At 58.3% G+C, this 22,779-nt stretch carries 24 protein-coding genes; 10 read left to right on the forward strand and 14 right to left on the reverse strand.

What is annotated here, in order from left to right; genetic code table 11:
- The gene (locus ACR0M3_RS14860; RefSeq protein WP_480506444.1) at positions 1 to 663 is read left to right on the forward strand and encodes a flagellar hook capping FlgD N-terminal domain-containing protein; all 663 of its coding nucleotides are present in this window, start codon (positions 1 to 3) and stop codon (positions 661 to 663) included.
- 50 nt (positions 664 to 713) lie between these two features.
- Entirely contained in the window at positions 714 to 1,601 is an 888-nt protein-coding gene (locus ACR0M3_RS14865) for a phosphotransferase (RefSeq protein ID WP_480911473.1), read from the forward strand.
- Here ACR0M3_RS14865 and ACR0M3_RS14870 read toward each other — a convergent pair.
- The 5 genes from ACR0M3_RS14870 to ACR0M3_RS14890 all read right to left on the reverse strand — a co-directional run bounded on the left by ACR0M3_RS14870 (position 1,594) and on the right by ACR0M3_RS14890 (position 6,882).
- The gene (locus ACR0M3_RS14870) at positions 1,594 to 2,898 is read right to left on the reverse strand and encodes an NAD(P)/FAD-dependent oxidoreductase (RefSeq protein WP_480484140.1); all 1,305 of its coding nucleotides are present in this window, start codon (positions 2,896 to 2,898) and stop codon (positions 1,594 to 1,596) included. The genes ACR0M3_RS14865 and ACR0M3_RS14870 overlap by 8 nt on opposite strands.
- Complete coding sequence (locus ACR0M3_RS14875; protein WP_480474178.1) at positions 2,895 to 3,713, reverse strand: ABC transporter permease; 819 nt, start codon at positions 3,711 to 3,713, stop codon at positions 2,895 to 2,897. The genes ACR0M3_RS14870 and ACR0M3_RS14875 overlap by 4 nt, the downstream gene beginning before the upstream one ends.
- Complete coding sequence (locus ACR0M3_RS14880) at positions 3,710 to 4,600, reverse strand: ABC transporter permease subunit (protein ID WP_480484141.1); 891 nt, start codon at positions 4,598 to 4,600, stop codon at positions 3,710 to 3,712. The genes ACR0M3_RS14875 and ACR0M3_RS14880 overlap by 4 nt, the downstream gene beginning before the upstream one ends.
- Positions 4,600 to 5,727, reverse strand: a complete 1,128-nt coding sequence (locus tag ACR0M3_RS14885) for an ABC transporter ATP-binding protein (protein WP_480559984.1) — start codon at positions 5,725 to 5,727, stop codon at positions 4,600 to 4,602. Before ACR0M3_RS14885 ends, ACR0M3_RS14880 begins: the two co-directional genes overlap by 1 nt.
- Positions 5,728 to 5,796: 69 nt before the next feature.
- Complete coding sequence (locus ACR0M3_RS14890) at positions 5,797 to 6,882, reverse strand: polyamine ABC transporter substrate-binding protein (protein ID WP_267363696.1); 1,086 nt, start codon at positions 6,880 to 6,882, stop codon at positions 5,797 to 5,799.
- A gap of 140 nt (positions 6,883 to 7,022) precedes the next feature.
- On the opposite strand from ACR0M3_RS14890, the gene ACR0M3_RS14895 reads away from it, so the two are divergent.
- Both ACR0M3_RS14895 and ACR0M3_RS14900 read left to right on the forward strand, forming a co-directional pair.
- On the forward strand, positions 7,023 to 7,706 hold the full coding sequence (locus ACR0M3_RS14895) for a GntR family transcriptional regulator (RefSeq protein ID WP_480911474.1): 684 nt from the start codon (positions 7,023 to 7,025) through the stop codon (positions 7,704 to 7,706).
- Positions 7,707 to 7,783: 77 nt separating this feature from the next.
- Positions 7,784 to 9,181, forward strand: a complete 1,398-nt coding sequence (locus ACR0M3_RS14900) for an aspartate aminotransferase family protein (protein WP_480911476.1) — start codon at positions 7,784 to 7,786, stop codon at positions 9,179 to 9,181.
- Positions 9,182 to 9,231: 50 nt separating this feature from the next.
- On the opposite strand, the gene ACR0M3_RS14905 is transcribed toward ACR0M3_RS14900, so the two are convergent.
- Both ACR0M3_RS14905 and ACR0M3_RS14910 read right to left on the reverse strand, forming a co-directional pair.
- A complete protein-coding gene (locus ACR0M3_RS14905; RefSeq protein ID WP_480911478.1) occupies positions 9,232 to 10,548 on the reverse strand; it encodes a lytic murein transglycosylase in 1,317 nt (438 codons plus the stop codon).
- Positions 10,549 to 10,611: 63 nt separating this feature from the next.
- A complete protein-coding gene (locus tag ACR0M3_RS14910; RefSeq protein ID WP_480484146.1) occupies positions 10,612 to 11,325 on the reverse strand; it encodes a helix-turn-helix transcriptional regulator in 714 nt (237 codons plus the stop codon).
- Positions 11,326 to 11,409: 84 nt separating this feature from the next.
- Here ACR0M3_RS14910 and ACR0M3_RS14915 point away from each other — a divergent pair, with 84 nt between their 5' ends.
- A complete protein-coding gene (locus ACR0M3_RS14915; protein ID WP_480555001.1) occupies positions 11,410 to 12,108 on the forward strand; it encodes a glutathione S-transferase family protein in 699 nt (232 codons plus the stop codon).
- Positions 12,105 to 12,491, forward strand: a complete 387-nt coding sequence (locus tag ACR0M3_RS14920; protein WP_480555000.1) for a DUF1801 domain-containing protein — start codon at positions 12,105 to 12,107, stop codon at positions 12,489 to 12,491. The genes ACR0M3_RS14915 and ACR0M3_RS14920 overlap by 4 nt, the downstream gene beginning before the upstream one ends.
- Here the strand turns inward: ACR0M3_RS14920 and rnr are convergent.
- Genes rnr through dapE form a run of 3 tightly spaced genes read right to left on the reverse strand, consistent with a single transcriptional unit; the run spans position 12,482 to position 16,506 of the window.
- Positions 12,482 to 14,740: a ribonuclease R gene (rnr, locus tag ACR0M3_RS14925; RefSeq protein WP_480911479.1), complete on the reverse strand. Its 2,259-nt coding sequence runs from the start codon at positions 14,738 to 14,740 to the stop codon at positions 12,482 to 12,484. The genes ACR0M3_RS14920 and rnr overlap by 10 nt on opposite strands.
- Positions 14,741 to 14,787: 47 nt before the next feature.
- Positions 14,788 to 15,363 carry a TIGR04282 family arsenosugar biosynthesis glycosyltransferase gene (locus ACR0M3_RS14930; protein WP_480774118.1) on the reverse strand — a complete coding sequence of 192 codons (576 nt, stop codon included), beginning with the start codon at positions 15,361 to 15,363 and terminating at the stop codon, positions 14,788 to 14,790.
- 3 nt (positions 15,364 to 15,366) lie between these two features.
- Positions 15,367 to 16,506 (reverse strand): succinyl-diaminopimelate desuccinylase, encoded by a 1,140-nt coding sequence (dapE, locus tag ACR0M3_RS14935; RefSeq protein WP_480900491.1) that lies wholly within the window; start codon positions 16,504 to 16,506, stop codon positions 15,367 to 15,369.
- 209 nt (positions 16,507 to 16,715) lie between these two features.
- On the opposite strand from dapE, the gene ACR0M3_RS14940 reads away from it, so the two are divergent.
- Positions 16,716 to 17,774, forward strand: a complete 1,059-nt coding sequence (locus ACR0M3_RS14940) for a transporter substrate-binding domain-containing protein (protein ID WP_480484152.1) — start codon at positions 16,716 to 16,718, stop codon at positions 17,772 to 17,774.
- Here the strand turns inward: ACR0M3_RS14940 and ACR0M3_RS14945 are convergent.
- Positions 17,771 to 18,115, reverse strand: a complete 345-nt coding sequence (locus ACR0M3_RS14945) for a hypothetical protein (RefSeq protein ID WP_209598381.1) — start codon at positions 18,113 to 18,115, stop codon at positions 17,771 to 17,773. The genes ACR0M3_RS14940 and ACR0M3_RS14945 overlap by 4 nt on opposite strands.
- A 115-nt stretch (positions 18,116 to 18,230) precedes the next feature.
- Between ACR0M3_RS14945 and ACR0M3_RS14950 the strand changes: the two genes are divergently transcribed.
- Both ACR0M3_RS14950 and ACR0M3_RS14955 read left to right on the forward strand, forming a co-directional pair.
- On the forward strand, positions 18,231 to 18,566 hold the full coding sequence (locus tag ACR0M3_RS14950; protein WP_209505030.1) for a cupin domain-containing protein: 336 nt from the start codon (positions 18,231 to 18,233) through the stop codon (positions 18,564 to 18,566).
- Positions 18,567 to 18,792: 226 nt separating this feature from the next.
- The gene (locus ACR0M3_RS14955; RefSeq protein WP_480911481.1) at positions 18,793 to 19,245 is read left to right on the forward strand and encodes a hypothetical protein; all 453 of its coding nucleotides are present in this window, start codon (positions 18,793 to 18,795) and stop codon (positions 19,243 to 19,245) included.
- Positions 19,246 to 19,362: 117 nt separating this feature from the next.
- Here the strand turns inward: ACR0M3_RS14955 and dapD are convergent, their stop codons facing one another.
- The 3 genes from dapD to ACR0M3_RS14970 form a co-directional block, all read right to left on the reverse strand.
- Positions 19,363 to 20,190 (reverse strand): 2,3,4,5-tetrahydropyridine-2,6-dicarboxylate N-succinyltransferase, encoded by an 828-nt coding sequence (dapD, locus tag ACR0M3_RS14960; RefSeq protein WP_209505032.1) that lies wholly within the window; start codon positions 20,188 to 20,190, stop codon positions 19,363 to 19,365.
- A 109-nt stretch (positions 20,191 to 20,299) separates the two neighbouring features.
- Positions 20,300 to 20,899 (reverse strand): GntR family transcriptional regulator, encoded by a 600-nt coding sequence (locus tag ACR0M3_RS14965; RefSeq protein WP_480911483.1) that lies wholly within the window; start codon positions 20,897 to 20,899, stop codon positions 20,300 to 20,302.
- A gap of 44 nt (positions 20,900 to 20,943) precedes the next feature.
- Positions 20,944 to 21,855: a threonine/serine dehydratase gene (locus tag ACR0M3_RS14970; RefSeq protein WP_480911485.1), complete on the reverse strand. Its 912-nt coding sequence runs from the start codon at positions 21,853 to 21,855 to the stop codon at positions 20,944 to 20,946.
- 79 nt (positions 21,856 to 21,934) lie between these two features.
- Between ACR0M3_RS14970 and ACR0M3_RS14975 the strand changes: the two genes are divergently transcribed.
- Positions 21,935 to 22,777: an LOG family protein gene (locus ACR0M3_RS14975; protein WP_267363716.1), complete on the forward strand. Its 843-nt coding sequence runs from the start codon at positions 21,935 to 21,937 to the stop codon at positions 22,775 to 22,777.
- Positions 22,778 to 22,779 lie beyond the last annotated feature (2 nt).

Genomic DNA, 22,779 nt, shown 5'->3' on the forward strand with positions numbered 1-22,779 from the left:
ATGATCACACCCGTCACCGCCACACAGGCTGCCACCTCTCAGCAAACTGCCGGTCCGTCCCGGAGTTCTGCGATCACCTCGGATTTCGAAACGTTTCTGCTGATGCTGACCGCGCAGGCCCAGAATCAGGACCCGCTGGAGCCGATGGATTCAACCGAATACGCATCGCAACTTGCGCAGTTTTCGATGGTTGAACAACAGGTTCAAACCAATGACCTGCTTTCCGCCCTGACCAGCACGCTTGGCAGTGTCAATCTGAACGACCTTGCAAGCTGGGTCGGAATGGACGTCCGATCTGCATCGGGGTTCCATTTCAACGGCCAGCCGGTGACCCTGTTCTCGAACGCGGATTCTGACGCGGACGCAACCAGACTGGTGATCCGTGATCATGAAGGCACAGTCGTCGACACGGTTTCTGTTCCCACAACAGCGACGGAGTTTGCTTGGGCAGGTGTGAATTCCTCAGGCGATCCGATGGCCGCTGGCAACTACACCGCGACGCTGGAAAGCTATAAGAATGACCGGCTGATTTCCGAGAAACCGGTTGCTGCCTATAACCGCGTCGTCGAAGCGCAGGTGGGAGAGGATGCTGTTCTGCTGACCCTGCAAGGTGGTCAAGTGATTTCCGCAGATCTGATCACTGCGGTCCGAACGGGCGCTTGATCTGTCAGGCAGTACGGGCCAAAGGTTGGCAACTCGACTCGCCAGAAGAAGTGAAAAGACCTCTGCCCGACCTGCCTGCCCCCCCTCATGATCTGGTTGAACACCTCAGCACTATGGGGTTGGTCAACATGTACGCGCAGTTCGAAATCCTGTATGGTGGTCGGACCAACAGGGTGTGGAAAGTGCTGGGGGACAACGGCGACAAAGTACTGAAGCTCTACAGCCCGACCTTACGCAACCCCTTGTTTCGAAATGATGCAAAGCTGGAAGCTCTCTGCCTCAAGGCGCTTGGACCGACCGGATTTGTACCAAGGCTGCGCGCCGCAGGACAGCACAGGAACGCGCATTGGGTGTTTTACGACCACGCACCCGGAACACCTTGGCGGAATGGGTCGGACAAGGTTGGTGAACTGCTGCGCAGGTTGCACTCGCTGCCCAACACCATTCCAGCGCCCGCCGGGTGTAACGGCAGCGCGGATCTGATGGCCCATGGGCACAGAATTCTGCAAGGGTGCAGGTCAGAAACCCGAAACGAACTGGCAAAACTGCAACCTTCGATATCTGTTCCTTCCACGACCAAGACTTGCCTGATCCATGGCGACCCGGTCGCTGGAAATATTCTGGTCGCGTCCCGCGGCCTGACCTTGATCGACTGGCAATGCCCGGCCTTTGGCGACCCGTGCGAAGACCTTGCGCTGTTTCTGTCCCCGGCAATGCAAAGGTTGTACCGGGGCTCACCATTGTCGGACGCGGAAGAAGTTCAGTTTCTGTCCGCCTATCGCAGACCCGAGATTGTTGCCCGTTATCAACGGCTCAAGCCATGGTATGCTTGGCGCATGGCCGCTTATTGCCTGTGGCGCGCAGAAAACGGTGCACCCGACTATTCCGAAGGGTTGAAACTGGAAATCGAAATCCTGAAACCGATTGAGTTTACCTGAGGTCGGAAAGCGCAAAGAGGGCGTATGCCGGTGGCATCAATGCGCGACGCCAGCGGCCCATCGGAAACCGTTCAGGAGTTTGCCTCATCGGGGCTGGCAAGTGGGCCTCTTTGCCCAATGCCAGCCGCGCCAATGCGCGCCCGCTGTAAGTCCCCATAGCGACGCCGTTGCCATGATACGCAAATCCGGCAAACATGCCTGGCTGCTTGGGCACGGCACCGACATAAGGCATCAGGCTTCGCGAAAGGCACACCATCCCCGACCAGATATGAGTCGCCTCAACCGCTGCCCAGGCCGGGAACATGCGTTTGAAATCCTGTTGAACCTTTGCCCGGATCGCGGCCTCGGACCGGGGCGACGACAACAAGCCGCCTCTCATTCCGAACAAAAAGCGCCCATCCGGCATCAGGCGAAAATAGTGCAGAAGATTGCGCGTGTCGTAACATATCTGGTCCGAGTTCCAGCCCTGCGCCAATAGTTCTGCCTGGCTAAGTGGGCGTGTTACCATAACCGTCGATTGCGCAGGCAAATAGCGTCCGGACATCCAATCGGGGATGTCTTCGCTGGAATACCCGTTGGTACAAATCAGCACGACCTGTGCGTTAACCTGCCCCGCGCTTGTTTGCAGCCTGAAGCCGGACGTCGTTTTTTCAATGTTCAGAACGGGGCTGTTCTGGAAGAAATTCGCTCCCGAAGCTGCCGCAGCGCTTGCCAGCCCGAACAGGTATTTCCGGGGATTGAGCCCGAAGCCAACCGGCAGAGTATACCCACCGAAAAATGCACCACCCATACCGAGCGCTGGTAATTCAGCGGCTTGGTGCAGAATGCCGGTCTCGTCCGCGTATCGGCGCAGGACATCCATCGCATGCCGCGAATGGGCCAGTTGAGTCTCACCGTTGGAATGCGTATCGGCGTCAATCCGATGCCGCGCCAGCAGATCGGCAACAAGCTGGACCGCATCCTGTTCAGCCGTCTCATAGGCTTGCGCCGCTTCGCGGCCATAGCGGCGCACCATAGACTTTTGCCCAAGCTTCGATCCGCCAAGACAGCAGAAACCGCCATTGCGACCTGATGCGCCCCACCCCGGCGGGCCTGCCTCGAACACAGCTACCGAGGTCGCGTTTTCGGCCAGATGCAAAGCCGCTGAGACCCCTGTAAAGCCGCCACCGACGATGGCAACATCAACGTTCAGATCGCCCTGAAGCTCTGGCCAGTTCGGGTTTGCAATGGTTTCGTCCCACCAGCAACCACCACGAGGACCTGCGCCATAGGTGTATTCGGGAAATATCCGTTTCATTCGGTGCGCGCAGCGGCCTGCTCGTCCTGCCGTTGGCGCATCATCGCGCGTTTGGTCACAAGTGAGGCCGTGATCACCCCAACCGTCACGACCGCGATCATAATCGTCGACAGCGCGTTTATCTCGGGGCTGACGCCCAGCCGCACGGCCGAAAAGATTTTGATCGGCAAGGTCGTCGCCGACGGGCCCGATGTGAACGACGCGATAACCAGATCATCCAGCGACAATGTGAAAGCCAGCAGCCAGCCCGAGATTACCGCAGGCGCGATGATCGGCAGGGTGACCAGACCAAAGGCCTGCGCGGGTGAACAACCCAGATCCAAAGCGGCTTCTTCCAGCGATTTGTCGAATGTCACAAGCCGTGACGAGACGACAACCGAGACAAAACACATCGAAAATGTTGTGTGAGCCAGAACGATTGTCAGGATACCCCGGTCCAGCCCGATCCCGATAAACAGCAACAACAGCGACAGGCCGGTGATCACCTCGGGCATCACAAGTGGCGCGTAGATCATGCCGGAAAACAGTGTCCGGCCAAAGAACCGCTTGCCCCGAACCAGCACATAAGCGGCCGCAGTCCCCAGAATCGTTGCCAGTGTCGAAGAAAACACCGCAACCCGGACCGTGACCCACGCGGCATCCAGAAATGCCTCGTTCTGAACCAGTTCGCCATACCATTTGGTCGAAAACCCGGCCCAGACCGTGACCAGCTTGCTTTCGTTAAAGCTGAAGATGATCAGGATGATCATCGGAATATAGAGGAACGCAAAACCCAGCGTCAGCGAAACCGTATTGAACCAGCTTAATCTGTTCATCCGTCAGCCTCCGCCTGTTTCTGCTGGTTGCGCTGGAACAGCACAATGGGAACGACCAGAATAAGCAACAGCACGATCGCGACAGCACTTGCCACGGGCCAGTCTCGGTTCGAGAAAAACTCTTCCCACAGAACCTTGCCGATCATCAACGTGCCGGACCCACCCAGTAGTGACGGGATCACAAACTCACCGATCACGGGGATCATCACCAGAAAACAACCTGCGATGATGCCCGGTCTGGACAGTGGAATGGTGACCAGCCAGAAGGCTTGTGCCCTCGAGCAACCCAAATCCTCGGCCGCCTCGATCAGCGAACCATCCATGCGTTCCAATGACGAATAGATCGGCAGGATCATGAACGGAAGATAAGTGTAGACAATACCGATATAGACGGCAGTCGAGGTGTTCAGGATCGTCAAAGGCGTCGAAATGATGCCCGTCCACAGAAGCAGTTGGTTAAGGTACCCTTCATTCGACAGAATGCCCATCCACGCATAGACCCGGATCAGGAATGACGTCCAGAAAGGCAGGATCACCAGCATCATCAGTGTTGGCCGCCATTCCTCGGGCGCACGGGCCATGCCATAGGCGATGGGGTAGCCAACCAGCAAAGTCAGGAAGGTTGAGATCAAAGCGATCTTGACGCTGGACAGATACGCTTTCCAGTACAGGTCGTCCTCGGTCAGCCAGATGAAGTTTTCAAGATCAAGCTGGCTGAAGAACTCTTTGATCCCCGACCAACCAGCTGAAAAATCCAGTGTCGGTGTATAGGGCGGGATCGCAAGCGCGGTGTCCGACAGCGAAATCTTCAGAACGATGAAGAATGGCACCATGAACAGCGCCAACAGCCAGACATAAGGTATGGCGATCAGAACAGCGCGGCGCATCAGTCGGCCAGCAGAACCGCAGCCGTGGCCGTCCAGGACAGCCAGACCGGGTCTTCCCAGGTGAATGAACGGCGCGAGATGCGGCGGGTATTGGCCGTCTGCGCCTTGATGATTGTGCCGTTTGCCAACTCAACGTGGTAAGTGGACAGATTGCCCAGATACGCGATGTCATGAACCTTGCCTTGCACCGCATTCACTGCATCCGCCGGACGCTCGGCCGAGATCGTCACTTTTTCCGGGCGGATCGCCAGATGACACAACTGAGCGTTTTCAAAGTTTTTCGCTGACGCGGCGGTCAGCGGCGCTTGCCCTTCAGCCCAGTCTACCTGATAGGTATCCTCTCCGACAGATGTCGCGCGCCCTTCTATGATGTTCACGTCCCCGATGAAATCAGCGACATAAACCGAGGCAGGATTTTCGTAAATCCGGTCCGGAGTGGCAACCTGCATAAGCTGACCCTGATCCATCACCGCCACACGGCTGGCGACTGTCATGGCCTCTTCCTGATCGTGCGTAACGATCACGAATGTGGTGCCGGTTTTTTCCTGAATATCCATCAGTTCGAATTGGGTATCCTGGCGCAATTTCTTGTCCAGTGCGCCCAGCGGTTCATCCAGCAGCAAAAGCTTGGGTGCCTTGGCAAGCGAGCGCGCCAGCGCCACACGCTGCCTCTGCCCACCCGAAATCTGATGCGGTTTACGGCGGGCGAACTGTTCAAGCCGGGTCAGGCGCAGCATCTCTTCGACCCGGTCTTCCAGATCATGTTTGGGCATTCTGTCCCGGCGCAGGCCAAAGGCGATGTTTTCCCAGACGCTAAGATGCGGAAAAAGGGCATAGGACTGGAACATCATGTTTACGGCACGCTTATTGGGCGGGATTGGGTCGATATCCTTCCCCCCAAGCAGGATTTGGCCTTCGGTCGGTGTTTCGAACCCGGCCAGCATCCGCATCATCGTCGTTTTGCCACATCCAGACGGACCAAGCAGGGCAAAGAACTCTCGCTCGAAGATATCCAGAGACAGGTTGTCGATGGCAGTAAATTCACCAAAACGCTTGGTCACGTTTCGGAACTGGATCAAGGGTTTCGCCTGCGGGTCATCCCATGGCGCAAAGACGTCAGAATTCACTACGGCCCTCGTTCGAATAGCTGAAAAGAGAGGCAAGGCGGCGGCGCCGCCCTGCCGGTGCAATTCGGATCAGGTGCCCGATTTGACCTTGGTCCACAGACGCGTCACGACCCGCTGCGTTTTCGCCGGATAAGGTGTCGTGATGTACAGGTTCTGCATCGTGGCATCATCCGGGTAGATGGCCGGATCGCCGATCACGTCCTCTTCCAGAAATTCCTGAGACGCTTTGTTGCCGTTGGCGTAATACACATAGTTCGATGCCGCCGCCATGTTGTTGGCGTCCAGAATGAAGTTAAGGAACGTGTGTGCGCCTTCGGGATTTGGAGCATCGACAGGAATTGCCATCTGGTCGAACCACATCAGTGACCCTTCGGCGAAGGGGTGATACTCGATCTCCACCCCGTTATCTGCCTCTGCGGCACGGTCGCGTGCCTGAAGGATGTCACCCGACCAGCCAACAGCAACGCAGATGTCGCCATTTGCCAGCGCATTGATATATTCCGAGCTGTGGAATTTCTGGATATGCGGGCGGACTGCTGTCAGAACCGCTTCGGTCTTGCCGATCACGTCCGCGTCGTGGCTGTCAGGGTTTTCTCCAAGGTATTGCAGCACCATGGGAATGATCTCGGCCGGGGCATCCAGGAAATGCACGCCGCAAGTGGCCAGCTTTTCCATGTTCTCGGGCTTCAAAACCAGATCCATGCTGTTCAGAGCAACGTCGTCGCCCAGAACCTCTTTGACCTTACCGACATTCACGCCGATCCCGGTTGTTCCCCACATGTAGTTGATCGAATACGCGTTGTCCGGGTCATAACCGGCGGTTCGCTCTTCGATTACATCCCAAAGGTTTCCGGCGTTCGAAAGCTTGCTTTGGTCCAGCTGCTGAAACGCGCCGGCCTGGATCTGGCGCTGAAGGAATGTACCTGACGGCACCACCACATCATAGCCCGAGCCACCAGCCAGCATCTTGGTTTCCAGAACCTCGTTGCTGTCAAACACGTCATAGATCAGGGTTAGACCTGTTTCTGCTTCGAACTTGCTCAGCAGTTCTTCGTCGATGTAGTCGGACCAGTTGTAAACACGCACCTCTTCGGCAAATGCCGCCGAAGTCCCCAATGCGATGACCGCCGTCATAGTCAGCGTTTTGATTGTCATATTCTTCTCCCTGCAAGTGTACGGGTATTTTCCCGTTTTTTTGGATTTGATCAAGTTTTGCGTTTTCCCTCGATCCAGCGTATGGTTTCACGTGGCCAGTCACCTGACAAGTCAGGCTTAGTCGAAATGGGAAGAACCAATTGGATTTGATCAAAAATAAGGCATATGCGCCGTCGACCGAAGGGGGCAAACAACCCGCGCATGAGCAGGTTTACCAAACACTCAGATCACAGATTCTGTTCGGTGAACTGGTCCCAGGTCAGCCCGTCACAATCCAGGGCCTGACTGATTCGCTGGGTGTTGGGATGACTCCGGTCCGCGAAGCGATTCGCCGGTTGATCTCGGATGGAGGGTTGGTTTTCCAGGGCAATCGGCGCGTCAGTGTACCGCTGCTGAACTCGAACGATATTGAAGAGATGATCTTCGCCAGAATTTCAATAGAATCAGAGCTTTCCAGACGTGCAACCGCCAAACTGAAGGCGCAGGACATTGATCACCTGGAACGCCTGGACAGGCATTTGGATCGCATGATCACCGATGGTGATGTCGGTGGCTATCTGCGTTTGAACCAAGCTTTTCACGAAACGCTGTATTCTTACGCAAACGCGCCGATCCTCAGTGATCTGGCCGAAAGACTTTGGTTGCGGTTTGGCCCCTCTTTGCGTGTTGTCTGCGGGCGCTTCGGCACACAAAGCCTTCCGGATCGGCACAAGGACATTATTGCCGCTTTGCGCGCCGGTGACGCAGAAATGACTGCAAAGGCAACCGCCCAGGACATCGAACAGGGTATGGACCTGATGGCGGAAGCATTGACGTCTGTCTGATCTAACTTGATTCGATTGACAGGAAAAAATTTGATCATATTGTGTTCCCCAACTGCGTTCTTGTAGGAGATTCTCCGATGTCTACCATCACCAACCACATGCCGACCGCCGAATTGCAGGCGCTGGATGCCGCGCATCACATTCACCCTTTCTCGGCCAATGGTGCGCTGGGGAAGGAAGGGGCGCGCGTGATCACACGTGCCAATGGCGTTTATCTGACCGACAGCGAAGGCGAGGAAATTCTGGATGCGATGGCGGGCCTGTGGTGCGTCAATATCGGATATGGGCGTGATGAGCTGGCCGATGTTGCCGCGCGCCAGATGCGCGAGCTGCCCTATTACAACACCTTCTTCAAAACGACCCACGTCCCCGCGATTGCTTTAGCCGCCAAGATTGCCGAACTGGCCCCGGGCGATCTGAACCATGTCTTTTTCGCAGCAGGCGGGTCCGAGGCAAACGATACCAATATCCGCCTCGTGCGCACCTACTGGGCCCAGAAGGGCCAGCCAGACAAGAACGTCATCATCAGCCGCAAAAACGCCTATCACGGCTCATCCGTGGGCTCGGCCTCGCTGGGTGGTATGGCCGGGATGCACGCGCAGGGCGGCATTCCGATCCCGAATATCCACCACATCAACCAACCCAACTGGTGGGCCGAAGGCGGTGACATGTCGCCCGAAGAATTCGGTCTGGCCCGCGCGCGCGAGCTGGAAGAGGCGATTGAAGAGTTGGGTGAAGACCGGGTCGCCGCCTTTATCGCCGAGCCGGTTCAGGGTGCAGGCGGCGTGATCGTCGCGCCCGATACATACTGGCCGGAAATTCAGCGTATCTGCGACAAGTACGATATCCTGCTGATAGCCGACGAGGTCATCTGCGGATTTGGCCGGACAGGCAACTGGTTCGGATCGGAAACCGTTGGCATCAAACCGCATATCATGACCATCGCAAAGGGCCTTAGCTCGGGCTATGCACCCATCGGCGGGTCCATCGTGAACGACGACATCGCCGAAGTGATCGGCGGTACCGAATTCAATCACGGCTATACCTATTCCGGCCACCCGGTCGCGGCTGCCGTGGCGTTGGAGAACCTGCGCATCCTCGAAGAAGAGAAGATCGTTGAGCACGTGCGCGACGTTGCCGCCCCCTATCTGAAAGAGAAATGGGAGGCACTGGCAGATCATCCGCTGGTGGGTGAGGCCAAGATCGTTGGCATGATGGCCTCCATCGCGCTGACCCCGAACAAAGCAAGCCGCGCCAAATTCGCATCCGAACCCGGCACGGTCGGCTATATCTGCCGTGATCGGTGCTTTGCCAATAACCTGATCATGCGCCACGTCGGCGACCGGATGATCATTTCACCCCCGCTGATCCTGACACCCGCGGATATCGACGAGATGTTCGTGCGGATCTACAAGTCGCTGGACGAAGCACAGGCCGAGATCATTGCGCAAGGGCTGATGAAAGCCGCATCTTGATTTAGCGATTTATGCGTCTTCAAAGGCGGCCCATTCGGGCCGCCTTTTCTTTACCGTAACCTCTCCAGCAGGTTTGGCGTGGGGTATCCGTCCGGGACCAGCCCCTGCGCCAGTTGATACGCCCGAACGGCGTTGATCGTATTTGGCCCGGTGCGCCCGTCGACACCCTTTGTGTCAAAGCCCGCATCCGTCAGACGGGTCTGAAGTTCCTTTTTCTCGGCAAAACTCAGCACCAAGTCGCCGCGCGGCCAGTCGGATTGAAACGGTGCGCCCCCTACAAGCCGGTCAGACAGATGCCCGATGCCGATCACATATGCGTCGGCCCCGTTATACGCCTCGATCACGTTGAAATTGTCAAAAATCATCAGCGCGACGCCCTGACTTCCGGCCGGAAGCAGGATCGCGGCCTTCCCATGATCCGGCACGACGGTACCATCCCGCGCCACGACACCCTGAGCGGCCCATTCAGACGGCATCAGCATAAAATCGCGACGGGCTGAGGCGTAATCGAAATCGGTCGGCAGACGAACCTCCACGCCCCACGGCTGACCCCTGGTCCAACCATGCCGCGCCAGATAAGACGCCGCCGAAGCCAGCGCATCCGTCGGGTCATCCGACCAGATGTCCCGCCGGCCATCACCGTCAAAATCCACCGCGTGATCCAGATATGACGTGGGCATGAATTGTGTATGCCCCATTGCGCCCGCCCAACTGCCAAGCATGTTGCCGGCGCTGATATCGCCAGCCTGCACAATCCGCAGGGCAGCGACCAACTGCGTTTCAAAGAATTGTGCCCGCCGCGCATCAAAGGCTAGCGTTGCCAATGAACGAAGCGTTGGACTGCTGCCGCGATAAGACCCGAAAGAGGTTTCAAGCCCCCAGATGGCAGCGACCACCTCTTTTTCGACACCGTATTCAGCCTCGATCCGGTTCAACACCTGCCGATGCCGCTGCAGGGCGGCGCGCCCGTTCGACAGGCGCGTTTCCGACACTGCGGTTTCAAGATACTCCCAGATGGGTTTCGAAAACTCAGCCTGATTGCGATCCCGTTCCAGGACATCTTCGTCATAGCTCATCCCCGAAAACACCTGAGTCAGTGTTCCCTGCGAAATGCCCTGCCGCCGCGCGCGTCCCTGAAAGGCGCCAAGCCAGGACTGAAACCTTGCCGTTGTCGCAGAAGCCACGGGCAAGGCCTCAATCAACGGGCGCGGGACCGGACGGATCGAAACGGTCACATCCGCCGAAGCCAGTTGCAGCGCTGCGCGTGAAGTCCCGCTGTCTGCCCATCTGGTGTTTTCTGTTGTTTCCGCCTGCACTATGGATGCCCACAATGCGACGGTCATGACGCCGCCTACGCATTTTCGCATTCCGTTTTTTCCTGATTACTGCTCGACCACAGGGTAGCGCAGAATCAGAAATTCACAAAGTGCTCAGACGTTCGCCTCTCGCTCCTGCGCAGCACGCTCTGCCCGAATGCGTTCCAATGCCTCGCGCAGCAGGGGCACGCGGTTCGGCCTGAAACTTTGTTCCGTCACTGACATGTCCTGTAAGCGATCCAACCGGAAAACGCGAAAATCCTGTCGCAGGTGGCACCAGCCCAACAACACGTTCGAGTGATCCAGATAGACGATGCTCAAAGGGTTGACGCGCCTGTGCGTAGCGTCGCCTTTCGCGTCCGTATAGAAAAACTCGACCGCGCGCTCATCCCACGTCGCCTGCCGCAGAGTGGCCACGTCAATCGTGGGTTCAGGCGGGCGGTTGAACCGCGTAGCAGCCAGAACCGCATGGCTGAGCCGGTGGGACTGGCGTTGCGGCAAGCGTCCCTGAAGTTTCCGCAGGGCCGTGCCCGCTGCGCCCGACAAAGCCGGATCGCCAATCACCTGAACTTCGCGCAGGCCCAGAACCAACGCTTCAAGCTCATCATCAGTGAACCCCAATGGGGGCAGGGTTGCGTCCTCGATCAGCGTAAAGCCAAACCCCGCTTCGCCATCGATCACGGCACCCAGTCCGCGCAATGCATCAATATCCCGATGAATTGTTCGGGCCGAAACACCCAAATCCTGCGCCAACTGTTCGGATGTTCTGGGCGAAGGGCCAGAACGCAGGGCTTGCATCAGTTGGAACAAACGGGCGGTGCGGGACATGATGTATTATAGCTTATCCCTAATGACAGAAACTGTCATTAGGTCCCGATACTCAGTCAGCACCCCATAACACGGAGCCTTATAATGCTGACCCTTCTCACCTTCCCCTCTGCCTTCGGCCTGTTCAGTGCCAGCCCCTTCTGTGTCAAGACAGCATTGATGCTTCAGCAGTCCGGCCAGACCTGGCAGCGCTCGGACATGCTTGACCCCCGCAAGATGCCCCACCAGAAGCTGCCCGTTTTGCGGACGCCGGAACGCCTAGTCCCGGACAGCGACCTGATCCGCGATTGGTTGGAACAGCAGGGCGCGGATTTCGACAAAGGGTTGACGGATGTCGAAAAGGCGCAGTCCCGCGCCCTGGTGCGCATGGCCGAAGAGCATCTGTATTTTCACATCGTTCTGGATCGCTGGGGCAATGACCAAGTCTGGCCGATCTTGCGAGATACGTTCTTTACCGGAATTCCGGCGTTGATCCGAAAACCCGCATCCAATGCGATCCGGAAATCCGTTCTGAAGGGGATCACGTCGCAGGGAATCGGGCGGTTTTCGCTGTCCGAACGGCTGGACCGGATCGAACGTGACCTCGAGGCGATCTCGGCCTATCTGTGGCAATCCTCTTTCCTGCTTGGGGACCGGCCGACATCTGCGGACATGAGCGTTGGTCCAATGCTTGCCGCAATGCGCGCCACACCTGCGGACACCCCCCTGACCCGCCGGATCAAACAGGATAACCTGCTAAACAGCTACGTGGATCGGTTGGAACAGGCGATACCAATTGCATGAAACCCTTTGAAAACCCTTTGGTCGCTTCGGCCTTTGAAGCCCTGCCCCCGCAAACCCGTGCGGGGGCTCTCGCCTTGCGGGCGCTTGTGTTTGACACGGCAGCCTCTCTGCCTGCCGCCCCCACGGTGCAAGAGGAGCTGCGGTGGGGTCAGCCCGCCTATCTTGCGCCCAAGGGGTCAACGATCCGGCTGGGCGCGCACAAGTCGGCAAGTTTCGCCTTGTTTGTGCACTGCCAAACCCGGTTGATAAGCGATTTCACATCCGCCTTTCCGGGCGAGGATCAGATAGATGGGAACCGTGCCGTTCTGTTTGATGACACTACACAAATCGATCCAACACGCCACGGATGGCTGATTGCCCGGGCGTTGACCTATCACCTCTGACGGCGTTTGCGTTCGACCTTGCGCTTGATCTTGTCTTTCTTGCGCTTGGTGCTGATCGCTTTGCGCCGGGATGATCGCCCTTTTGGCCCCTGTCCGCGCGGCAGGGCCTGGTCGTCAATGGACAGCAGCTCCAGCTCCAACCCCCCGGTCACTGGTGTCGCTTCGGTCAGTCGAACGGTGACACGTTGACCAATGGCGATAGTCAGCCCCGTGTCCGCCCCCATAAGTGTCCCGGCCTCGCGGTCGAAATGGAAAAACTCGCGCCCAAGTGATCGCACCGGAACCAAGCCATCCGCACCGGTTTCATCCATTTTGACAAAAGCACCAAACCGGGCAATGCCGCTGATCCGCCCTGTGAATTCATTGCCGACCCGCTCGCTCAGATACGCGGCCAGATAGCGGTCAGTCGTGTCCCGTTCAGCCATCATGGATCGGCGTTCAGTATCCGAGATATGAGTGGCCGTTTCTTCGAGCCGGGTAATCTCGTCTTCGGTCAAACCGTCCGTGCCCCAACCGTGAGCTGAGATCAGCGCCCGATGCACGACCAGATCGGCATAGCGCCGGATAGGAGAGGTGAAATGCGCGTAGTTCCGCAGCGCCAGCCCGAAATGGCCGAAGTTCTCAGGGTTGTAATATGCCTGTGCCATTGACCGCAGGGTGGTCAGGTTGATCAGTTCCGCATCCTCGGTCCCGGCGGCGGCGTTCAGCAGCGCATTCAGGTGGCGGGTTTGCAGCACCTGCCCCTTGGCGAGGTTCAATCCGGCAGCCTGCGCCGTTTCCCGCAGGCTTTCCAGTTTCTCGGGCGCGGGTTCCTCGTGCACGCGGAACAGCAGCGGACGGCGCTTGGCGATAAGTGTCTCGGCAGCCGAGACATTGGCGAGGATCATGAACTCTTCGATCAACCGATGCGCATCCAACCGGTCACGGAACGCCACGCTTTCAACATGACCCGTTTCGCTGAGCACGATCTTACGCTCGGGCAGGTCCAGTTCCAGCGGCTGTCGCACAGCCCGCGCTTTCTTCAGCGCGGCATAGGCGGCATAAAGCGGTTTCAAGACCGTCTCCACCAATGGCCCGGTGCGGTCGTTCGGGTTGCCGTCGATGGCCTCCTGCACTTCGGCATAGTTCAGCGACGCGACCGAACGCATCAACCCCCGCACGAAACGATGACCAATCTTGTTACCGTCCGCGTCAATCTGCATCCGCACAGCGATACAGGCACGCGGGACGCCTTCATGCAGGGAACACAGATCACCCGACAGACGATCAGGCAGCATCGGCACAACGCGGTCAGGGAAATAACTTGAATTGCCTCGTTTGCGCGCCTCACGATCCAGGGCCGAGCCAGACAGCACATAAGCAGCAACATCGGCGATAGCGACCCAGATCACATGTCCGCCGGGATTCTTCGGGTCGTCATCCGCGTGCGCGTAGCAGGCATCATCACGATCACGCGCATCCGAGGGGTCGATGGTCAGCAGCGGCATGTCCCGCAGGTCCTCGCGGCCCTTCAGGCCAACGGGTTTGGCATTGTCTGCTTCGGCTATGACCTTGTCGGGAAAGTCATCCGGGATACCGTGCTGATGGATCGCGATCAGCGAAACAGCCTTGGGCGCGGTCGGATCACCCAACCGTTCAACAATGCGGGCGCGTGGCAGGCCCATGCGATTTTTTGGCCCGGCCTGTTCGGCCTCGACCAATTCGCCGTCTTTGGCACCATGCACCGCGCCATCGGCAACCAGCCATTCAGTCTGGCCCGCCTTGTCGATAGGGACGATTCTGCCCCCTTCGGCCCCTTTGCGGAATATGCCCACGATCTTGCGCGGGTTGGTCCCGATTCGGCGGATCAGGCGGGCTTCGTAATTGTGATCTTCTTCGTGCACGACGGTCAGGCGGGCCAGAATGCGGTCACCCTCACCCAGGGCCGGGTCGCTGGCCCGCGCGATGATCAGAACGATGGGCTCGACGCCTTCGCCATGCCATTCCAGTGGGCGGGCAAACAGATCACCATCGGCATTCGGGGCCTTCACCTGCAAGACACTGACAGGTGGAAGACGGTCTGGATCGCGATAGCTGCGCTTGCGTTTTTCAAGGTGTCCTTCGGCCTCAAGCTCTTTGAGGATGCGCTTGAGGTCAATGCGATCCGCGCCCTTGATACCAAAGGCTTTGGCGATGTCGCGTTTCGAGGTCAGGGTGGGGTTCGCCGAGATCCAGTCAAGGACCTCCTGCTTGGTGGGGATGCGAGTCATGCTTCCGGCGTAGCACGCGTTTGCGACCGCGTCATGACCAAAAAACCTCAGGGTTTCAGATCAGCAACTGTATCCACATCGCGTAGCTGGTCCAGCAGGGTCACACGGCAGTTTGGGATTGAGGCAAGTGTGTCGCCCAAAGCATGTTCTGTCGACCAGCGCACATCGTGGAACAGACCTGCGGGCAGCGCGCCATAACGCTGCGCACCGACCAGCCAATAGCCGCCATCCGGCGCGGGGCCGAACACCATCTGGGATCGCCCAAGCGCACCAAATGCACGGGCAATATGTGCACACGAAATACCCGGAATATCCGCACCAATCAGGCAAACCGGCCCCTTGGGCATTCCGCCCAACATCCGCTTCATCCGGCCACCCAGGTCGCCGGACCCCTGCGGCGCGCGTGGCAGGTCAACGGGCCAGACGCGGCTTACAAGGCCCTCCGCATCGGGCGACACGGCCAGCACAATCTGCCAACGGGGATCACGTAGCCTGCGGATCAAGGCGCGGGTCTGATGCCGAAACCACCACGCGGCACCAACCATGCCGATATCGCGCCCCAGCCGCGTCTTGACACGACCCGGTCTGGGTTCCTTGACCATGATCACCAATGTGCGTTGCATGGATCAGGCGAAATAATCCGTCAGGATACGGGTATAGATCGATTTGAGCTGCTCGATCTGCGCAACCTCAACACACTCGTCCACCTGATGCATCGTGCGCCCGACCAAGCCGAACTCCACCACCGGGCAATGGTCTTTGACAAAGCGCGCGTCCGAGGTGCCGCCGGTTGTCGACAGCTCAGGCGTAACGCCGGTTTCGGCTTCGACCGCTTTGGCCACCAGATCCGACAAAGGCCCCGGCGGGGTCAGAAAACTTTCACCCGAAATACTGATCGTGACACCGATTTCGACACCGTACTGAGCTGCCACCAGATCCGCTTCTGACTGCAACCAGTCACTCAGGCTGGCTCCGGAATGCAGATCGTTAAAGCGGATGTTGACCGCGCCGCTGCATTGCGCCGGGATCACGTTGGTCGCGGCGTTTCCAGTGTCGATGGTGACAACAGCCAGCGTGGAGGCGTCGAAATGGTCCGTGCCCTGATCCAGTTCATGGCTGGCAAGCCGATCCATCAGCCGCGCCATGGCGGGCAGCGGGTTTTTGGCCCGATGGGGATAAGCCGAATGCCCCTGCACACCTGTAATCTTAAACCACGCAGTCATTGAGCCCCGACGACCGATCTTGATCATCTCACCCATTTTGTTCGGGCATGTTGGCTCTCCTACCAGACAGACCGACATACGCTCACCCGCGCCTTTCATGTAATCGAGAAGCGCAGTGGTGCCGTCCAACGCATCGCCTTCCTCATCACCGGTAATCGTCAGGACAATTGCCCCATCCGGAGGAGTGTCACGCACGAAATCCATTGCGGCAGCCGCAAAAGCCGCAACTCCGGATTTCATATCGGTAGTGCCGCGCCCAAACATCACCCCATCCCGCACTTCGGCCCCGAAGGGCGGCGCAGTCCAGGCAGCTTCGTCGCCGACAGGGACGACGTCCGTGTGACCATTGAATCCGAAACTGCGCGCATGACCTTTCTGCCCCCAACGCGCGAAAAGGTTGCTGATGCCGCCGCGATCAACGCGCGTGCATTCGAAACCTGCCTCCGACAGCACCGCCTCAAGCAAAACAAGTGCTCCGCCTTCTGAGGGTGTGACCGAAGGGCAACGGATCAGTTCGGCTGTCAATTGGACGGGATCAGTCATGCGGGGGCCTCTGGAACTGTGTCTGACGCGGGTTCGCGCACAGATTCAACGATTTGGCCGGTTTTCCAACCCCAATCCGTAAAAAAACGGTCATCCGAATATTTAGATATCAAAGCGACACCCCAATAAAACATGACACTTTACCCTGCGACCACCTTGCCGCCCGCCACAAATTCGCGTTACAGGGCCGCGAAACAGGTGAATTGAATATGAAGCGCGCCTTCTTCGCACTGATCTGCCTGACTTTCGCCGTCATCGCACAGCAAAGCCTGGCACAGTCCCTTTCGGTCACAACCGTGACCCGCCCGCCATTTTCCTATGTCGAGGATGGCGACGAAACCGGCTTCTCTATGGATTTGCTGGCGGCTTTGGCCGAGGCTCTGAACTGGGACTACACGGTCAACCGCGTCGAGGCGTTTTCTGACATGTTGGGTGCCGTGCAGAGCGGATCTGCAGACCTTGCCATCGCCAATATCTCGATCACCGCCCTGCGTGAAACGCAAATGGATTTCTCTCAGCCGATCTTCGAAGCGGGTCTTCAGATCATGGTACCCTCGGACGCGGTACGAAAACCATCGCTGTTGCAGGCCCTGCTCTCGAAAGAACTGTTCATCGCCATAGGGCTGGCCTTTGCCATTCTCCTCGGTGGCGGCATGTTGATGTGGAGCTTTGAACGCCGCGCCCAACCCTATTTCGACCGCGACTTGAACGAAGCGTGGTTCCCATCGTTCTGGTGGGCGCTGAACTTGGTTGTGAATGGCGGGTTCGAAGAGCGAATGCCGCGCACTCCGTTCGGTCGAATGTTGGGTGTCGTGCTGGTGGTGTCATCCTTGTTCATCGTTTCGGTGTTCACCGCCCGCATCACCTCGGTCATGACTGTGGACGCCATTACCGGCAGCGTGAATTCGGTGAACGACCTGTACGGCAAGACTGTCGGGACAATATCAGGGTCGACTGCGGCAAGTTTTCTGAACCGGCGCGAGATCGAGTTTACCAGCTATCCGGGGCTGAATGAGATGCTGGACGCTTTCAAGGCCGAAGATCTGGATGCCGTCGTATTCGACGCGCCGATCCTGTCCTATTTTGCGGCCCATGAAGGGCGGCGCATTGCGTCGATGACAGGTGGTGTTTTCCTGCGCGAAAACTACGGCATCGCTTTCCCGACCGGATCACCTCTGGTCGAGGATGTAAACCAGGCATTGCTTGGCTTGCGCGAAGACGGAACCTATGACGAAATCTATCGCAAGTGGTTCGGATCGCGGAACTAGGCCTGCGCCTCGTCTCCGAAAAACGGTGTCATCTGCGCGACGATCACTGCGTTTTCATCCAATGCTCTTTGCATCAGCGCACGTTCGTCCGCCTCGATATCGTGACCTTGCGCTTCACGCTCGGCCAATGTGCCGTATCCGGTGACATCCAGCGGTGCGGTGTCGGCCTGCTTCAGGATCGCGACCGTCTCACGCACGGCCTCGGCCTCATCCACGCCGCTGGCATAGCACATCAGCGCCGCGCCGGTCGCCCCATCGGGCAGCCCGTCGCCCTCCTTGCGGCCAATCTGGACCAGAAGGGTATAGACTTGCTGACGCGAGGGTTTCTTTTGCTTCTCCATGCACCGGGCCATAGCCCCACGCCGGTTCGCGGTCAAGCAGCCAACAATTGCAGGAATCCCGCCTTGCGCCCATAGTACCCAGAATAAACCGATCCCGGATACAAAGGACGCCTTCATGCCCTACCCAGATTTCATAGCAAGTTTTCCCAGCCTCGACGTACCATTCCCTGACGACGTGGTGCAAACGGCCGTGATCCGGTCGGATGCGGGCTTGGTAGCGTTCTTTACGTTTCTTCAGGATTTCGAATTGCCCTTACATTCTCACAAAGCCCAGTGGGGCACAGTGGTCGAGGGTGAGATTGAATTGACCATCGACGGGCAGACCCGGACCTACCGCTCGGGCGACAGTTATTCGATCCCATCAGGCGTGGAACATGGCGGCAAAATCAGGGCTGGCACACGGGTCATAGATGTTTTCGAGGAACCGGACCGATATCCGATCAAGGGATAAGCTGGGTGAGAGACTCAGTGAACGCGAGTCTCGGCCTCCCTCATTGATTGAAGGTCTCCGGCCTGAAAAGCTGTTGAGTTGAATCCGGCACTTTTGCGCCAGTCTTCCTCATCATTTTAGGCCAATTCCCGCTAGCCGGGACACGACGCCAGCAATTCACAACTAAGCGTCGATGCCGGCCCTACGCTGTGGGTACTGCATAAGTCATTTTCAAAGGAGAGTTGAGATGAGTGTTCTGTCCAGATTGATGACAACAACAGCAAGCGTGATTGTACTTTCCGGTATACCGGCTGTTGCAATTCTGTCCTTTGTAACAAGTGATGCTGCTTATGCCCAAGAAGCGGGCGGTGAAGGCGGCGAAACCACCGGTGGCGGCGAGGCCGAAGGCGGCGCGCAGACCGAAGGCGGAGGTGAATCCGGCAGCGATGGTGAGGCCGAAGGTGGCAGTGAAACCGAGGGCGGTAGCGATTCCGATGGCGGTAGTGAGGCCGAAAGCGGAGGCGAATCCGGCGGCGATGGTGAATCCGAAGGTGGCAGTGAAGCCGATGGCGGTGGTGAGGCCGATGGCGGTGGTGAGGCCGATGGCGGTGGTGAGGCCGATGGCGGTGGTGAGGCCGATGGTGCGGAAACCAATGCAGGAAGCACAGAAGTGGAAGCCATGCAGGGTGAGAGCCGCTAAGCAGCACTTCAAGGCAGGCTAGGGCCACAAGCTTGGTATCTGCCTTAGCCGACCTGACCCAAAGAACAAATAAGGCCGGAGCGTAACTGCTCCGGCCTTATGACATTCCCAGAACGATCAGTCCCGCAGCAATTCGTTGATGCCCGTTTTCGAGCGGGTCTTTTCGTCAACCCGCTTCACGATCACCGCGCAATAGAGACTGACATTGTTCTTTGACGGCATGGAACCCGCGACCACAACCGAATAGGGCGGAACCTCGCCATACATGACTTCTCCGGTTTCTCGGTCCACGATCTTGGTAGACTTACCAATGAACACGCCCATCCCCAGAACCGAGCCTTCGCGGACGATACATCCCTCGACCACTTCCGAGCGCGCGCCGATAAAGCAATTGTCTTCAATGATTGTTGGGCCAGCCTGCATCGGCTCAAGCACTCCACCGATGCCAACGCCGCCCGACAGGTGCACATTCTTGCCAATCTGCGCGCAGGATCCGACGGTGGCCCAGGTATCAACCATCGTGCCTTCGTCAACATAGGCCCCAAGATTCACGAAAGACGGCATCAGCACCACGCCCGGTGCAATATATGCCGACTTGCGGACAACGCAGTTTGGAACCGCGCGGAACCCGGCAGACCGCCACTGGTTTTCACCCCAACCGGCGAACTTGCTGTCTACCTTGTCCCACCAGCCGCCGTCCTGCGGACCGCCCGGCTGGATTTCCATGTCCTTGATACGGAAGCCCAGCAGAACCGCCTTTTTGGCCCATTGATTTACGTGCCAGTCACCGGTTTCCAGCTTTTCCGCCACGCGTAACGAGCCACTGTCCAGCGCATTCAGCGTGTCCTCGATCGCCTCGCGCTGCTCGCCTGTCGTGGCGGGCGTGATGGTCTCGCGTGCCTCCCAGGCGGTTTCGATGGCGGCTTCCAGTTGCGCGTTGGACATGGGGTGTCTCCCTACAGAATCTGTTCACGTTGATTTGGCCTATACGCAAGCCCGACCCATGGCGCAATGCGACGTAGACGGGCCCAATTGCGTCTGAGGCAAAGGGTCATCAGCTTGCGCGCCGGATATGGCGGGTCAGGATCGCCGTTGCTGTGGCCATTTCCTTGCGCTTCAACGCCCGCACGATGGCCGCATGATCCGTGTCAGCCCGTTGCACCCATTTCAACCGCCATTGCGCGAACAAATGGCGTGCGCTTGCGATATGCAGATCGTCGATTGCGTGCAAAAGCCGAGGCAACCCGCAAGGTGTCAGGATGGCGCGATGAAACGTTCTGTTCAGAGCCTCCCATTGCGGCATCGACTGCGCCTCGTCACAGGCGATGCGTGCGTTTTCGATCTTCTCCAGCGCGACCGGAGACATGTTTTGCATCGATTGCTGCAACGCCAGCGTTTCCAACGCCACGCGCATTTCGATCACCTCCCGAACCTCTGCCGGGTCCAGCGCCGTAACCCGCATTCCCTTGCGTGGTTCATGCCGGGCCAACCCATGCGCCTCAAGCCGCAACAAGGCTTCGCGCACCGGAACATGGCTGGTTTCGAAGGTTCGGGCAATATGATCCTGCCGCAGCTTTTCACCGGCCGCCAGCTCTCCGGTGATGATCCGTTGGCTGAGGCTTTGGTAAATCGTGTCGGAAATCATTGCAGTCATGGATTATAGATAAAATCCGCCATCCACATCCACAACCCGATAATTTACCCAGCGAACGGGTCCGGCGCGATATTTGCACCGCACACCAGAACGGCCACGCGTTCACCCGGTTCAGGCCGATACGCACCCGAGGTCAAGGCTGCCAATGCGGTCGCGCCCGCAGGTTCTACCAGAATGCGATGCGCGCGCCAAAGCGCCAGTTGTGCCGCAGCGATGGCATCGTCAGACACCAGAACCGAACTCATACCCTGTGCCAGTTCAAAACAGATTTCGCCGATCCGCCGCGCGCCCAGCGCGTTTGCGGCGATCCCCGACACGGAAACATCAACCGTCTCACCAGCGCACAACGCTGCATTCAACGCACAGGACGTTTCCGGCTCGACCGCCACAACCTTGCGCGCGCCACCGAACCAGGCCAGCGCCCCGGCGATCAGCCCGCCGCCGCCAACAGCGACCAGTACCGTATCCGCCTGCAAGCCCTGGGCGTCCCATTCGGCAAAACAGGTCCCTTGCCCCGCCACCGTGGCCGGGGCGTCATAAGCATGTATCTGCATTGCACCCGTCATTGCCTCATGCTCTTGCGCTGCGGTCAGCGCGTTCGCGTATTCACCGGAAACAACACTCAGGTCGGCACCGGTTTGCCGGATCAGTGCGATCTTGGACGGGCCCGCCAGTTCCGGCACAAATATTTTTGCAGGATACCCCAGCGTCTGCGCGGCATAGGCCGCCGCCGCACCATGATTGCCACCGGATGCGGCGACCACACCCGCAGCCGGCACGTCCGAGCTGAGCAGCGTATTGAACGCACCCCGCGCCTTGAAACTGCCGGTATGCTGCATGTGCTCGAGTTTCAGCTCAACCGGATAGCCGGGAATGTTGCTTTCCATAACCGGGGTTACCTGCGCATAACCCGCGATGCGGTCCCGTGCTGCCGATATTTCACTTTTCCAATTCATTCTCGTCTTTCCGTGACTGGCACTCTGCCCGCGAACCCTATAGCTGTTTGTCAAACACGCAAGCAGGGATCGATCACCGATGAGAGAAGACCGCCACAGTCCGTTTCGCGATGCGCAGACCGACCGCTCGACCGCAAAAGAGGTTCCGGACACACCGCAAACACGCTCTCCGGCCTACCGTCTGGCTTTCGCGGATGACGAGTTTCTGTGCCGGGACGAGCTGCGCCCTGTACGCTTGCAGCTTGAGTTGCTGAAACCCGAAATGATCATGACCGAGCGGGAGATCACGTCGACCATCGTCATGTTCGGCGGCGCCCGCATTCCCGAACCCTCGCAAAAGCACACCGCGCGGACAGAAACCCTGGCCGGTCTGTCGAAATATTATGATGAGGCACGCGAATTCGCGCGACTGATGACCGTGAAATCGAAAGAAACCGGATGCCGCGAGAATGTGATCGTCACTGGCGGCGGCCCCGGTGTGATGGAAGCTGGCAATCGCGGTGCACACGAAGCAGGCGGGTGCTCGATCGGGCTGAACATCGTGCTTCCGCACGAACAGGCACCAAACAGCTTCGTGACGCCAGATCTCAGCTTTAATTTCCACTATTTTGCGATCCGCAAAATGCACTTCCTGATGCGCGCCCGCGCCATCACCATCTTTCCCGGTGGGTTTGGGACGCTGGATGAACTGTTCGAATCCCTGACCCTGATCCAGACCGGCAGAATGGATCGTGTGCCTTTCCTGCTGTTTGGCCGCGCGTTCTGGGAAAAGGTCATCAACTGGGACGCACTGGCGGATGCCGGTACGATCTCGGACGAGGATCTGGACCTGTTCCGCTTTGTCGATACCGCGCAGGAGGCGGCCGAGATCATCGAGAACTGGGAACCCGCCCCGCCCCGCGACGAAATTCCGGGGCGCTGAGC

It is taken from the genome of Ruegeria sp. O5 (assembly GCF_056535105.1).